General features: G+C 73.2%; 13 protein-coding genes and 1 pseudogene. 10 read left to right on the forward strand and 4 right to left on the reverse strand.

Annotation, left to right across the window (positions count from 1 at the left end; all coding sequences use genetic code 11):
* Positions 1 to 129 precede the first annotated feature (129 nt).
* Positions 130 to 501, reverse strand: a pseudogene (gene paaI, locus KBX50_RS16455) (hydroxyphenylacetyl-CoA thioesterase PaaI); the annotation flags it as partial.
* Positions 502 to 779: 278 nt separating this feature from the next.
* Between paaI and KBX50_RS16460 the strand changes: the two are divergent.
* A complete protein-coding gene (locus tag KBX50_RS16460) occupies positions 780 to 1,538 on the forward strand; it encodes a trans-aconitate 2-methyltransferase (RefSeq protein ID WP_210937896.1) in 759 nt (252 codons plus the stop codon).
* Positions 1,539 to 1,687: 149 nt separating this feature from the next.
* Positions 1,688 to 2,395, forward strand: a complete 708-nt coding sequence (locus tag KBX50_RS16465; RefSeq protein WP_307870976.1) for an MBL fold metallo-hydrolase — start codon at positions 1,688 to 1,690, stop codon at positions 2,393 to 2,395.
* 19 nt (positions 2,396 to 2,414) lie between these two features.
* Here the strand turns inward: KBX50_RS16465 and KBX50_RS16470 are convergent, their stop codons facing one another.
* The gene (locus KBX50_RS16470; protein WP_210937988.1) at positions 2,415 to 2,750 is read right to left on the reverse strand and encodes a hypothetical protein; all 336 of its coding nucleotides are present in this window, start codon (positions 2,748 to 2,750) and stop codon (positions 2,415 to 2,417) included.
* Between the two features lie 120 nt (positions 2,751 to 2,870).
* The gene (locus KBX50_RS16475; protein WP_210937898.1) at positions 2,871 to 4,133 is read right to left on the reverse strand and encodes an MFS transporter; all 1,263 of its coding nucleotides are present in this window, start codon (positions 4,131 to 4,133) and stop codon (positions 2,871 to 2,873) included.
* Positions 4,134 to 4,280: 147 nt separating this feature from the next.
* Between KBX50_RS16475 and KBX50_RS16480 the strand changes: the two genes are divergently transcribed.
* On the forward strand, positions 4,281 to 5,264 hold the full coding sequence (locus KBX50_RS16480) for a LacI family DNA-binding transcriptional regulator (RefSeq protein WP_210937899.1): 984 nt from the start codon (positions 4,281 to 4,283) through the stop codon (positions 5,262 to 5,264).
* Between the two features lie 4 nt (positions 5,265 to 5,268).
* Here the strand turns inward: KBX50_RS16480 and KBX50_RS16485 are convergent, their stop codons facing one another.
* A complete protein-coding gene (locus tag KBX50_RS16485) occupies positions 5,269 to 5,910 on the reverse strand; it encodes a TetR/AcrR family transcriptional regulator (RefSeq protein ID WP_210937900.1) in 642 nt (213 codons plus the stop codon).
* A gap of 65 nt (positions 5,911 to 5,975) precedes the next feature.
* On the opposite strand from KBX50_RS16485, the gene KBX50_RS16490 reads away from it, so the two are divergent.
* The 7 genes from KBX50_RS16490 to KBX50_RS16520 all read left to right on the forward strand — a co-directional run bounded on the left by KBX50_RS16490 (position 5,976) and on the right by KBX50_RS16520 (position 11,625).
* Positions 5,976 to 7,133 carry an FAD-dependent monooxygenase gene (locus KBX50_RS16490; RefSeq protein WP_210937901.1) on the forward strand — a complete coding sequence of 386 codons (1,158 nt, stop codon included), beginning with the start codon at positions 5,976 to 5,978 and terminating at the stop codon, positions 7,131 to 7,133.
* 193 nt (positions 7,134 to 7,326) lie between these two features.
* Complete coding sequence (locus KBX50_RS16495; protein WP_210937902.1) at positions 7,327 to 8,133, forward strand: DUF3153 domain-containing protein; 807 nt, start codon at positions 7,327 to 7,329, stop codon at positions 8,131 to 8,133.
* 84 nt (positions 8,134 to 8,217) lie between these two features.
* Complete coding sequence (locus tag KBX50_RS16500; protein WP_210937903.1) at positions 8,218 to 8,553, forward strand: hypothetical protein; 336 nt, start codon at positions 8,218 to 8,220, stop codon at positions 8,551 to 8,553.
* 12 nt (positions 8,554 to 8,565) lie between these two features.
* Positions 8,566 to 9,174, forward strand: coding sequence for a glycine zipper family protein (locus tag KBX50_RS16505; protein WP_210937904.1), 609 nt, complete (start codon positions 8,566 to 8,568; stop codon positions 9,172 to 9,174).
* Positions 9,171 to 9,860, forward strand: coding sequence for a carboxypeptidase regulatory-like domain-containing protein (locus tag KBX50_RS16510; RefSeq protein ID WP_210937905.1), 690 nt, complete (start codon positions 9,171 to 9,173; stop codon positions 9,858 to 9,860). Before KBX50_RS16505 ends, KBX50_RS16510 begins: the two co-directional genes overlap by 4 nt.
* Before the next feature lie 30 nt (positions 9,861 to 9,890).
* Positions 9,891 to 11,144 (forward strand): phage tail sheath subtilisin-like domain-containing protein, encoded by a 1,254-nt coding sequence (locus KBX50_RS16515; protein WP_210937906.1) that lies wholly within the window; start codon positions 9,891 to 9,893, stop codon positions 11,142 to 11,144.
* A 1-nt stretch (position 11,145) separates the two neighbouring features.
* Complete coding sequence (locus tag KBX50_RS16520) at positions 11,146 to 11,625, forward strand: phage tail protein (protein ID WP_210937907.1); 480 nt, start codon at positions 11,146 to 11,148, stop codon at positions 11,623 to 11,625.
* The last annotated feature ends 945 nt before the right edge of the window (positions 11,626 to 12,570 follow it).

The raw sequence follows: 12,570 nt of genomic DNA on the forward strand, positions 1-12,570 counted from the left end.
CCGTCCCGGGCGGATCGTGGACGCGGGTCGGCCGGAGCGGCGGTAACCGATCCCGGGTCAGGGTCCCTGGCCGGCTGTTGGTGCCTGGCCCCGCTCCCCCGGTTCCGGTCCGCCACCGTCTGGGGGAGCTGCCGCGCGCAGGGTCCGGCTCTGGCCACGGAACTCCGCGACCACCTCCCCGCCCTCCCGGCTCACGGTGACGTCGTAGATGCCGCTGCGGCCGTACCGGGTGCGCTCGCTGGCCCGAGCGACCAGCACGTCCCCCTGGCGGGCCGGGCGGATGAAGGTGATGTCGGCTCCGGCGGCGACGGTGGCCGGACCGTGGCTGTTGCAGGCCAGGGCGAACGCGGTGTCGGCCAGTAGGAACACGAAACCGCCGTGCGCGATGTGGTGTCCGTTGACCATGCCGTCGGTGATCCGCATTCGGGCCACCGCGCTGCCGTCGGCGGCGCTGACCAGCTCGATGCCGAGCCGGTTCGAGGCCACGTCGGCGTCGAACATCTCGTGCGCGGCGGTGCGCTGGGGGTCCACCTTGCTTCCAGTCCGTTCCGGCCGGGCACCTCGCCCTCGCCACGGGACATCATGGCACCGCCGGCCGGCGGGCGTTCGCGGAGGCCGGCCGCGGGCGAGCGGGCGAAGGTGCCTGCGGAGACGCGATCGGGCCGGCCCGGGATCCCGGTCCGACCCGATCCGATCATCGCCATGCCATCCTCTCCTAGTTGCAAAGGATTGGCAACAAGCCTGGACAGGCGAGCCGTCTAGTAACTAGCGTGCACGCTATGAGTCCTTACATCAGCAATGTCGCCGCCTGGCAGGAAAGTTGGGACCGCCAGCAAGAGGCGTACATGCCGGACCGCGAGCACCGGTTCACCGTCATGCTCGACGCGGTCGACGCCGTCCACGAGGCCACCCCGCCCCGGCTGCTCGACCTGGCCGGCGGCACCGGCACCATCTCCCTGCGGGCCCTGCGACGTTTCCCCGACGCCGAGATCACCCTGGTCGACCTCGATCCGGCGCTGCTCGCCCTCGCCACCGCCTCGCTCGGCGAACGGGCCACCATCGTCACGGCCGATCTGGGTCGGCCGGACTGGGCCACGACGCTGCCGCACCGGCGCTACGACGCCGTGCTCACCGCCACCGCGCTGCACTGGTTGCCCGCCGAACGGTTGCGCATCCTCTACACGGAGATCCGCGACCTGCTCCGGCCGGGCGGTCTTTTCGTCAACGCCGACCACATGCCCGACGGCGACCTACCCGAGTTGACCAAGCGGCTGCTCGCCCGGGGCGAGGAGCACCGGGCGGCCCGGTACGCCGCCGGTGCCGTGCTGTCGTGGTCGCAGTGGTGGCAGCAGGCCGAGCAGGACCCGACGCTGGCGCCGCTCGTGCGGCAACGCCACGCCATCTACCCGTCCGGACACAGCCCGGAATGGCTGCCTCCGGCCTCCTGGCACCTCACCGCCCTCAAAGACGCCGGATTCACCGAGGTCGGCACCCTCTGGCGCGGCGCCGCCGACGCCGCCGTCGTCGCCCTCCACTGACCCAGACCCCTCGCGATCATGCAGTTGTGGTCGTTACTTGCTCCGCATTCGCCCCAATCATCCAGTGCCACAACTGCATGATCGCCGGGGCCGGGCGGGGGCCGGGGCGGGGCGGGAGGCAGCGGGGAGGTGGGGGTTAGGGTGCGGTGGTGGTGGCGTTCGAGCATCTTGCGGGGCGGGTGTGGCTGTGTGCTGGTGATTCCGACCCGGAGTTCGTGCAGGCGGGCGTCGCGGTGATCGCCGACGAGCGGGGCAGCGTACTGGTCGACGCGGGACAGAGCCCGTCGCACGCCCGTGAGATCCAGGTCGCGTTGCGCGCCGCCGGTCTACCGGCACCCCGCTGGCTGGTCTACACCCACCACCACTGGGACCACGTCTGGGGCGCCTGCGCCTGGCCGGAGGTGGAGATCATCGGACATGTCAGCGGCGCGGAGCTGCTGCGCGCGGAGGCGACCCGGCCGTGGAGCGTCCGGTACCTGCGCGAGGAGGTGCTCCGCAACCGCCGGCTCGGGCCGAGCTACCGGGCTCGCGCGCTGGCCGTCGACTCCTGGGACGAGCTGCGGGTGCTACCGCCCAGCCGCGTCTTCACCGACGAGGTGGAGTTGCCCACCGGCGTGCTGGCGCGCCACGTCGGCGGCCGGCACGCACCGGACTCCACCGTCGTGGTGGTACCCGACTCGGGGGTCATGCTGCTCGGAGACAGCTGGTATCCACCGCCGGCGCACCTGCGGACACCGGCGGACGAACCGGACCTCGCGCTGGTCGGACGGCTGCTCGACGACGACATCGGCTGGTACGTCTCCAGCCACAGCCCGCCACTGACCCTCGACGGGGCCCGGGCGGCGATCAGCCAGTGAGCGGGGCGACCCGGTCGGCTCAGCGGGCGCGACGCTCTGGATGGGCCCGGTTCCAGGCGCGCATCCGATCCGGGTACCCGACCTTGGCGGCCTCGTAGAGCGGGATGGCGTGTCTGCGGGCCAGGGCGCCAGCGGCGCGTGGCGTGCCGGTGCGGCGGCGGATCCACTCGCCGTCGTGGGCGATGGCCATCACGGTGGTGTCGGTGGCGGTTGTCTCCGGCTCCAGGTAGAACTCCACCCCCTGCCGGCTGGTGGCGAACCGCTCCAGCGCGGCGAGGTCCTCGGGAGTGCCCTCGCGGTCGAGTTTCGTCGGGGTGCCCTGCGCGGCTCGTGACCGCCGGCTGAACCAGCCCATGCCCGGCTCCTCTCCTCGGCGTGGCTCCCAGTGCAGCACCGTCACCTGGCAGATCCCTGTGAGCCGGGTGAGAATCCCCCGTCGGTAGAGCCGGCCGACGGCGGCACGGCCATCGGCCCGCTACGCGTCCGACTGCGCCGAGCCCGCCCGCGCCGGCGCCCCCGTGCCGCCGGCGACGGGCGGGCGAGCCGCCGGGACCAGCAGGAGGGTCGGCAGCAGCAGCAGCGGTACGACGAGCAGCGCCCGCAACGTGCCGACCTGGTCACCGAGCAGGCCCAGCAGCGGCGGCCCGGCCAGGAACGCCGTGTAACCGATCACCGCGACCACGCTGACCCGTACGTGCGCGTGCTCCTCCTCGTCGGCGGCGGCGCTCATCCCCACCGGGAAACCGAGCGAGGCACCGATCCCCCACAGCGCGACGCCGACCACCGCGACCGGACCGGACCCGGCGAGCACCGCCAGCCCCGCGCCGACGATGGCGAGCAGGATCGTCGTGGTCAGCACCGGACCCCGTCCCCAGCGGTCCAGCGCCACCGTCCCGACGGTGCGGCCCAGCGTCATACCGACCACGAAGACACCGAAGACCGCCGCGCCGGCCGCCTCACTGAAGCCGTAGCCGTCGATGAAGGCGACCGCGAGCCAGTCGTTGGCGCTGCCCTCGGCGAACGCCGCCGCCAGCACCAGCAGGCCGATGAGCAGGGTGCGCGGCTCCCGCCAGGCGGCCAGCAGTCGACTGCGACGCCCGGCCGAGGTGCCGGCCGCCGCCGGCTCGGCCGGCAGGAACGCGCGCACCCCGAGCAGCGTGCCGCCGAACACCACCGCGGCCAGCACACCGAGATGCACGGCGACCGGGACGCCCAGTCGGGCGGCCCCCGCGCCGATGCCCGCGCCGGCCACCGAGCCGAGGCTCCAGGCGGCGTGGAAGCGCGGCATCACCGTCCAACCGAGCCGCCGTTCGACCGCCGCGCCCTCGATGTTCATCGCGACGTCGCAGGTGCCCGAGCCGTAGCCGAGCGCGAAGAGGCCGACGGCCACCCCGGGCAGCCACCCGGCGACACCGGCCGAGATTCCGGTGATGGTCAGCCCGAGCGCGACGAGCAGGGTGGACGCCGCCACCGCCCGGGCGGCACCGAGACGCTGGGTGACCAGGCCGGCGGTGGGCATGGCGAGGATCGCCCCGAGCGACAGGGCGAGCAGCAGCAGGCCGAGACGACCTGGGCTGAGGCCGAGTCCGTCGCGGACCGCCGGCACCCGGGCGAACCAGGTGGCGACGGCCAGTCCGTTGAGCGCGAACACGACCGCCACACCGTTCCGGGCGGCCAGGACGGCACGGGACGGGCCAGCTCCGGTCGGCGGGGTGGCAGGGGTGGTGACGGGGTCCATCCGGTCCTCTCCTCGGGGCGGTACGACGATCACACACCTGGGAGCGCTACCACCACAATCCACCTCCGGTCCTTACCAGCGAACGTCGGGCACGGCATGATGCTGATGGGCGCCCAGGTGGGCGGGAGCAACAACGGGGAGAAGTTCATGACGACGGCAGCGCGCCGCCCGGCCACCCTCGACGACGTGGCCCGGGCCGCCGGGGTGTCCCGTTCCACGGCGTCCCGGGTCCTCGCCGGCAACGGTTTCGCGTCACCGACCGCCCGCGAGCGGGTACGCACCGCCGTGAACCTGCTCGGCTACGTGCCGAATCCGGCGGCCCGGGCTCTGGTGCACGGTTCCGGCGTACGGCTGCTGATCGCGGTGGCGGGCACCGGCCCGGCTGTCCTCGACGACCCCTACGTCGACCAGGCGGTCGCCGCGGTGGCCCGGGCCTGCACGCCGCACGGTCTGGGCGTGGCGGTGCAGTGGGTGCCGTTGGGTGCGCCCGAGCGGCTGACCCAGTTGACCGAGGACCGGGGCGTCGCCGGCCTGGTCCTGCTCAACACGATCCCGGCGCTGCTGGATCTGGTGCCGCGCCGGCTGCGCGGCCGGGCCGTGTCGATCGGGATCGGTTCGGCCACGGTGCCGTCGGTGGACATCGACAACGGCGGGGGCACCGCGGCGATCGTCCGTCACCTGTACGACGCCGGACGGCGACGGATCGCCATGGTCACCGGTCCCCGCTGGCTGGCCTGCGCCAACCGCTCCGTGGGGGCGTACCGCAGGCTGCTGCACGACGCCGGCCTGCCGGCCCGGGAGGTGGTCGGCGACTTCAGTGCGGCCCGAGGCTACGCCGCCGCTCGGGAGGTGCTGCGGCGCTGGCCGGACACCGACGCGATCGTCGGGATCAGCGACGCGACCGCGCTCGGGGTGATCGGACGGCTGCGGGCCGACGGCATCCGGGTGCCCGAGGACGTCGCGGTGACCGGATTCGACGACATCCCGCTGGCCGCGACGGTGGCGCTGACCACGGCCAGTCACCCGGTACGGCAGATCATCACCGCGGCCGCCACCATGGTGTTGGAGCATCGCGAGGCGCCGGAGACGACGGTCTTCCCCTCGGCGTTGGTCGTCCGCGGCAGCGGCTGAGCCGTCAGCCGGTCTCCTTCCGGTCGACGAGGGCTCGCAGCAGGTCGCGTACCGCGTCGGCGAGATCGGCGCGGCTGGCCGGGGTGCCGGGCGGTGGCGCGCTGAGCGCGCCGGCACCGACGAGTCGGTCGAACAGCAGGCCGTCAACGAAGGCGACGAACCGGTGGCCCCGACGGCGGGGGTCCGGGGCACCGGCCCGGGCGAGCAGGTCCTCGGCTTGGGCGCGCAGCACGGCACCGTGTGCCAGGATTCCCCGTAGCTGCGGTCGATGCACCGCCTCCAGCAGGCAGGCGTACCGGGCCAGGGTGCGCTGCCGGGCGGCGGAGAGCCAGTGGTCGAGCACCCCGGCGATACCGGCGGCGAGCCGGTCGAGGTCCGCCGGCGACAGCGCCGGCCCCGCCGGCACCGACGGTGTCCCGCTGGGTAGTTCGTGGCCGGCGAGATCGGCGCGGTCCAGGTCCGCGAGACGCTGCACCACCGCCTCGATCAGCGCCTGTCGGGTGCGCAGGTACGCCGATGTGGTGCCGGCGGGCATCCCGGCGCGGGCGTCCACCGCCCGGTGGGTCAGGCCCCGCATGCCGCTCTCGGCGAGCAGCGCGATGGCGGCGTCGGCCAGTGCCGCCACCCGCTTCGCCCGCCCACTCAACCGACTCGCCACCCTTCTTTCTACGGATGTAGTATGCACTTCTACAGGCGTAGAAAGGGGTCACCGTGACGGAGCGGCATGCGGTCGTGGCCGGGGCGGGCATCGGCGGGCTGGCCGCCGCCCTCGCCCTGCACCGACGGGGCTGGCGGGTCACCGTGCTGGAGCAGGCCCCCGAGCCGCGTGAGGTCGGCGCGGGAATCACGCTGATGGCGAACGCGGTACGCGGGCTGGACGCCCTCGGCCTCGGCACCGAGGTACGCCGGCTGGGGCGTGACGGCGCCACCGGCGGGCTACGCACCTGGGACGGGCACTGGCTGTCCCGGGTGGACGCGGCCGAACTGGAGCGCGTGCTCGGCACCACCGCGCTCGGCGTACACCGGGGCGCGCTGCACCGGGCGCTGCGCGAGACGCTGCCGGCCGACGCGCTGTGGACCGGCTGCGCGGTGCGGGACGCCGACCCGGCCAGCGGCACCGTGCGCTACCAGCGCGACGGCGAGGCGGCCGAGATCTCCGCCGACCTGGTGGTCGGCGCCGACGGGCTGCGCAGCACGTTGCGTACCCGGCTCTGGCCGGACGGTCCGCCACCGGCGTACTCCGGCTCCACCGCCTGGCGGGCGGCGATCGCCTTCGACGAGCCGGTCCCCGCAGCGGTCAGCTGGGGACCGGGCAGCGAGTTCGGCACCGTCCCGCTCGGCGACGGGCAGGTCTACTGGTACGCCGCGATCGCCGCCGCGCCCGGCCGGCAGGCCGTTGACGAGCTGACCGAGGTACGCGAACGGTTCGGCCACTGGCACGACCCGGTACCGGCACTGCTCGCCGCCACCCGACCCGACGACGTGCTGCGCAACGACCTGTACCACCTGGCCACGCCGCTCCCCCGCTACGTGCGCGGCCGGGTGGCCCTGCTCGGTGACGCCGCGCACGCCATGCTCCCGCATCTGGGGCAGGGCGCCTGCCAGGCGATCGAGGACGCGGTCACGCTGGGCGCGCTCGCCGGTCCGGAGGTCGACGTTCCGGCGGCGCTGCGCGCGTACGACCGGCTGCGCCGACCCCGCAGCCAGGCCATCGCCCGCGCGGCCTCCCGCACCGCCCGGTTCGGCCAGGGACTGCGCCACCCGGCGGCCATCGCGGTACGCAACGCGATGCTGCGTCTCACGCCGAGCCGGACCGCGCTGCGGGGCATGGCCAAACACGCCGACTGGCATCCGCCGAGGCCGGACTGACGCCATGCGCCGAAGCCGGACTGACGCCAGACCCGACGCAATCCGATCAAGAAATTGCGGTCAACCTTTCAGAATATCGATTTTCCCGGTTCGCGACCTCGGCCGAATGTGACGGGGTGCCGGTAAGATCGGCGACTGGCATGTGACTGATCGCTGACTGATGACTCGGACGGCGAGAGCACACACTGAGCCCATGAATACGAGGCTCGGGCGCTTCAGCACACTCCGCGGCGCGGCGTGCCTCGTACTGGTGGCAGCCCTTTCCGGCTGCATGCAACTCAATGCCGGGCTGACCGTCAACCCGGACGACACGGTCAGCGGCCAACTCCTGCTCACGGCCGAGCGTAACGTCCTGACCTTGAACAACAGGCCGGTCGAGGCGGGCTTCGCCGAGTTGCGGCAGAACATCCCGGCGCTACCCACCGGGCCGGAGACCCGATACGAGGACGCCACCCACTTCGGATCTCTGATCAACTATCGAAACGTGCCGCTGGCCGAATTCGACAGCGAAAGTCTGAGCATCGTCCGTACCGACGACCGGTATGTGTTCACCCTTCCGCTGGACCCGAAGAAGTACGGCGGAAAAGTGGCCGAGCAGGACCCCAAAAATCAAGAGCGATTCATGTTGTTGATGTCGTTCGAGATCGCGGTGACCTTTCCCGGCCGCGTCCTGGACGCCAGCACCGGCGGTCAGGTCAACGACCGGACGGTCACCTGGCGGGTCAATCGCAACGAGCCGAAGCCCGTCGAACTGCGCGCCGTCGCCGAGGCGCCGCCGCGCCCGTCTCCGGCGGCCGACGCGGAATCCGGCGGCGGGTTTCCCTGGCTGCTGATCGTCGCCGGCACCGTGGTACTGCTGCTCGTCGCGGTGCTGGTCGCGTTCCTGCTCCGCCGCTCCCGCACCGGCGGAACACCGCCCGAGAACGCCACATCCCCGGCCGGCGGACCCACACCGGTGACGCCGGCCGCCACGAATCCCGGCCCGCCGGACGCCGGCTGACAGCCGGCCGACCGCCCGCCCACCGCGGGCGGCCGCTCACCCACACCCCACCCCGCAGTACGCAACACCGAAGGGGGATCGGCGATGAACGATCTCTTCACCTGGGCGGCCCTCGGCAGTCTCACCGGCGCCAGCGCCGCGACGCTGCTCGCCACGAACGTCATCGGCGGACTCATCGGCCCGAGCGCCGACAAGGCCCGCAAGTGGATCGCGCTGGGCATCGCCCTCGCGCTGTCGTACCTCACCGCGGCCTTCGCCACCGAGGCCGGCGCCGAGAAATGGATCATCGCCTTCTTCAACGGGCTGGTCATCTTCTCCGCCGCGCTGGGCGTCAACCAGCTGCCCCCCGGCAACCGGCAGGCGACACCGACCCAGCTGGCGCAGGGCAATGAGCCCCGGTTCATCCGCTCGTGGGCCTGAGCGGAGCCGGACATGATCTTCGGAATCTTCAGCGCCGCCGCTCACGTCGCCGCGGGCGCCGTGCTCGGCCAACTCGTCGGGGGCAGCATCGGGCTGCTCATCGGCGCGGGCATCGGCCTGCTCGTCGGCGCGGTCTTCGGCTGGGCGGTCGCCGCAGCCGAGGTCTACGCGGTCAGCCCGCGCGGTGTCCTCCTCTTCGTCGTCGATCACACCTGGAGCCTGCTGAACACCCTCGTCGGTGCGATCTACCTGGCCCTGCACCTGGTGTTCGGCCACGCGCTGGACCGGGCCACCTCCCGGCACAGCTGCCGGGTGAACGTGGTCGAGGGGGTCTCCCCCCGCTACGCCACCACGCTCGGCACGGTCTGCGCCGGCTCCGGCCCCGGCATCCAGCGACACGAGGACGTGCACATCTTCCAGGCCCGACTGCTCGGCCCGCTGTACATCCCGCTGGTCGTGGCCAACTACGTGCTGTTCACCATCGCGCCGATCTGGCTGCTGTACCACGACCACACCGGCGCACCGATCAACCGCTTCACCCGGTACTTCGAGATCGGCGTCTACCCGCACGTGTGGAACGAGGCCATCGCGTACCGGATCCAGGGAACGCCGCCACGATGAACGACGGTCCGATCTGTGCGGCCACCACCGAGTTGGTGGCGTGGCTGGCCGGGGCGGTGGGAGACACCGTCCCGGTCGGCCCGCCCGGACCCGACGCCGATCCGAGCCGGTTGACCCTGTGGCCGCTTGACGTCCGGCCGGCCCGGCAGACCCGGGGCAGCGGCAGCGGCCCCGAGCCGTACCGGTTCACGGTGCGCTACCTGCTGGCCGCCGGTGGCCCGGAGGCGCTCACCGCGCTGGACCGGGCGCTCGTCGCGGCCACCGGAACAGACGGCCGCACGCTGGTGCTGGAGGCCGGCGACCCGGCCCTGTGGGCGGCCTTTGGTGCGCCGCCCCGGCCGGCGTTGCTCATCGACGTGCCGGTGCAGGTCACCCATCCGACCCGGCCGGCCGCACCGGTCCTGCGACCGCTGCGACTGCGACAGCTGGAGATGCTCTCCTTCGACGGGCGCGTCGTCGGCCCGGCCGAACAGCCCCTCGCGGCGATGCGGGTCGAGGTCGTCGGTCAGCCGTACGCGACTCAGACCGACCCGGCGGGCCGCTTCCGGGTCGTCGGCGTGCCCCACGACCCGGACCGGCCGGCACCGGTCCGGCTCCGGCTCACCGGCCGGGGGCAGGCGCTCACCGCCGAGGTCGATCCGACCGAACCCGACATCGTCATCGTCTGCCCGCCGCCGACCCCCTGATCCGCCGACCCGACCTGCACGGGAGGACCGATGCCCACCTACTTCTCGCCCGGCATCTACGTCGAGGAGGTGCCCAGCGGTGCCCGGCCGATCGGACCGGTCGGCACCAGCACGGCGGCCTTCGTCGGGGTCGCGCCGGACCGTACCGCCCATCTCGGTGAGGCCCTCGCGGTGAACAACTGGACCGACTTCCTCCGTCTGTACGCCGACGGTGACGAGTTGGAGAGCACGCCGCTGGCGCGGGCCGTCTTCGGTTTCCTGGACAACGGTGGCACCCGCTGCTGGGTGGTGAACGTCGGCGAAGGCGGTGCCGTCTCCGGCACCGGCCGCAAGCGCGCCGGTCTTGACCTGCTGGAGGCGGTCGACGAGATCTCCATCCTGGCCGCGCCCGGCTTCCACGACCCGGTCTCCCACGAGGCGCTGCTGAGCATGGCCGAGCGCACCCGCACCATGGTCGCCATCTGCGACCCGGCACCTGACATCGACGACATCTCCACCCTCACCCGGGTGGCCACGCCCGGTTCGGGCCGGCCGGCGAAGCCGAGCGACACCAGCGAGTCGGACACCCCCGCCGGATCCGGCGGCTCCGGCAGCGGGAGCAGCGGGGGTGGTCCGGTGGCACACCGCCCCCGGCAGTCCGACTTCGGCGCCCTCTACTACCCGTGGCTGCGGGTCCGCGACCCGCTCAGCGGCGAGTTGGTGCTCACCCCGCCGAGCGGGCACGTCGCCGGCATCTGGGCCCGCACCGACGCCCTGCGCGGGGTGCACAAGGCACCGGCGAACGAGCCGGTACGCGGCGCGGTCGACCTGGGCCACCTGGTCACCCGGGCCGAACACGACGTGCTCAACCCCCGGGGCGTCAACGTCATCCGGTACTTCCCCGGCGAGGGCATCCGGGTCTGGGGCGCCCGCACCCTCGCCGCCGAGGCCAGCGAGTGGCGGTATCTCAACGTCCGGCGGCTCTCCATCGCCATCGAGCAGGCCATCGCCAACGGCACCCGGTGGATGGTGTTCGAGCCGAACGACTACACGCTGTGGCGGTCCATCCGGCGGGACATCGGCGCCTTCCTCACCCGGGTGTGGCGTGACGGGGCGCTGCTGGGACGCACCCCCGAGGAGGCGTTCTTCGTCAAGTGCGACGAGGAGACCAACCCGGCCGACGTCCGCGACGCCGGCATGGTGGTCGCCCACATCGGCATCGCCGTGGTCAAGCCCGCCGAGTTCGTGGTGTTCAAGCTGAGCCAGTGGGCCGGTGGCACCGAGACCGAGACGATTGGAGGCTGACATGCCGACCACGGCCACGCCGCAGCCGGGCACCCCGGTCGACCCGTACCGGGCCTACAACTTCAAGCTGCTGGTCAACGGGGTGAACAACGGCCACTTCACCGAGGTCAGCGGGCTGGAGGTGAACATCCCGGCGGTGCCGTACCGGGAGCAGGGCAACGACCGGATCCGGATGGTCCCGGGTCAGGTCGAGTACGGGCCGGTCACCCTGCACTTCGGCCTCACCGCGTCGCGGGAGCTGTGGGACTGGGTGCACGCCGTCGCCCGGGGCACGGTCAGCCGCCGCAACGTCTCGGTGGTGCTGCTCGACGCCGCCGGGACAGCGGAGGTGCTGCGCTGGAACCTGATCAACGCATGGCCGACCAACTGGCGCGGCGCCCACCTGAACACGCTCGGTCAGGAGATCGCCATCGCGGCGCTGACGCTGCGCTACGAGAGCCTGGAACTGGAGGCCGGTGGTGCCGCGCCGACGACCGCGTAGCTGGCTGGCCGATCGGCTCCGGTCCGCGGCGGCTGCCGTGGACCGGCTCGCCGGTGCCGTCGACTGCCCCGCCCCGGGGCCGCCGGCCGGCCCACCCGCGAGGTCGGGCGGGGAACCGGACACCATCGATCGTGCCGTCGCAGCCACCCTTGCCGAGCCCCACGGTCGACCCCGGCGACCGGGGCAGCCACCCGAGCACTGGCTGCGGGTGGTCACCGCCCACGCCCCCGGCCTGCTCCGGGATCTGGCCCTCGACCCGCCGCCGGCCGGCGCGTACCACCATGGGCCGGGTTTCCGAGGAGCGGACGGCGACGGCCGGTCGGAGGCATGTTTCGCCGACCCGGCGGGCGAGCATGGTGCGGACGGTCCGGGGCATCGACCCGCGACGACGGTCGAAGAAGCCGGTCGGCATGCCCAGCGACCCGGCGCGGCGACCCGCCCGGACCCGACCGCCGACGCGGCGCCGCGGCCGACGGAGCACTCCCCGACCTCCGGGCCGGCACCGGCCACCCAGTCCCCCACGTCCTTTGCTCTGCTTCACCCCACGCACCACGTGACGTCCGGTATCCGGACATCAACCGGTGCGCCGATTGAAGCAGAGCAAAGGGGCCGCAGTGGAATGTCCCGGCCCGCTCCGGCGACGGCCGCGCAGCACGGGCCAGCCGGGCCCGGCGGGCCGGTCGGGTCGAGCGGGTCCGGTGGTGTCCACCGGCGATCGACCCGAGGGGCGGTCCGGGCAGCCGGGGCGGCGGCAGCCACGACGGATGCCCACGACGGGGCTCCAGGGTCGACGCCAGGTTCCCGCCCGGCCGAGCCGGTCCGGACGGAACCGGGCACGGCTCAGGCCCGGTTTCGCACCGACGCGGAGCGGCCCGCGGCGGAGTCGCCGCTGACACCCGCCCCGGCCCCCCGGCACACCGATCCCACGAGCCCATGCACCGGCCC

Source organism: Micromonospora sp. C51 (assembly GCF_018070435.1).
Classification (GTDB): domain Bacteria; phylum Actinomycetota; class Actinomycetes; order Mycobacteriales; family Micromonosporaceae; genus Micromonospora; species Micromonospora sediminimaris.

Coding starts and splice junctions, on each gene's coding strand:
- KBX50_RS16495 (WP_210937902.1), top strand. CDS start 7,327: ATGAATACGAGGCTCGGGCGCTTCAGCACACTCCGCGGCGCGGCGTGC.
- KBX50_RS16470 (WP_210937988.1), bottom strand. CDS start 2,750: ATGGGCTGGTTCAGCCGGCGGTCACGAGCCGCGCAGGGCACCCCGACG.
- KBX50_RS16505 (WP_210937904.1), top strand. CDS start 8,566: ATGATCTTCGGAATCTTCAGCGCCGCCGCTCACGTCGCCGCGGGCGCC.
- KBX50_RS16460 (WP_210937896.1), top strand. CDS start 780: ATGAGTCCTTACATCAGCAATGTCGCCGCCTGGCAGGAAAGTTGGGAC.
- KBX50_RS16475 (WP_210937898.1), bottom strand. CDS start 4,133: ATGGACCCCGTCACCACCCCTGCCACCCCGCCGACCGGAGCTGGCCCG.
- KBX50_RS16520 (WP_210937907.1), top strand. CDS start 11,146: ATGCCGACCACGGCCACGCCGCAGCCGGGCACCCCGGTCGACCCGTAC.
- KBX50_RS16500 (WP_210937903.1), top strand. CDS start 8,218: ATGAACGATCTCTTCACCTGGGCGGCCCTCGGCAGTCTCACCGGCGCC.
- KBX50_RS16510 (WP_210937905.1), top strand. CDS start 9,171: ATGAACGACGGTCCGATCTGTGCGGCCACCACCGAGTTGGTGGCGTGG.
- KBX50_RS16515 (WP_210937906.1), top strand. CDS start 9,891: ATGCCCACCTACTTCTCGCCCGGCATCTACGTCGAGGAGGTGCCCAGC.
- KBX50_RS16480 (WP_210937899.1), top strand. CDS start 4,281: ATGACGACGGCAGCGCGCCGCCCGGCCACCCTCGACGACGTGGCCCGG.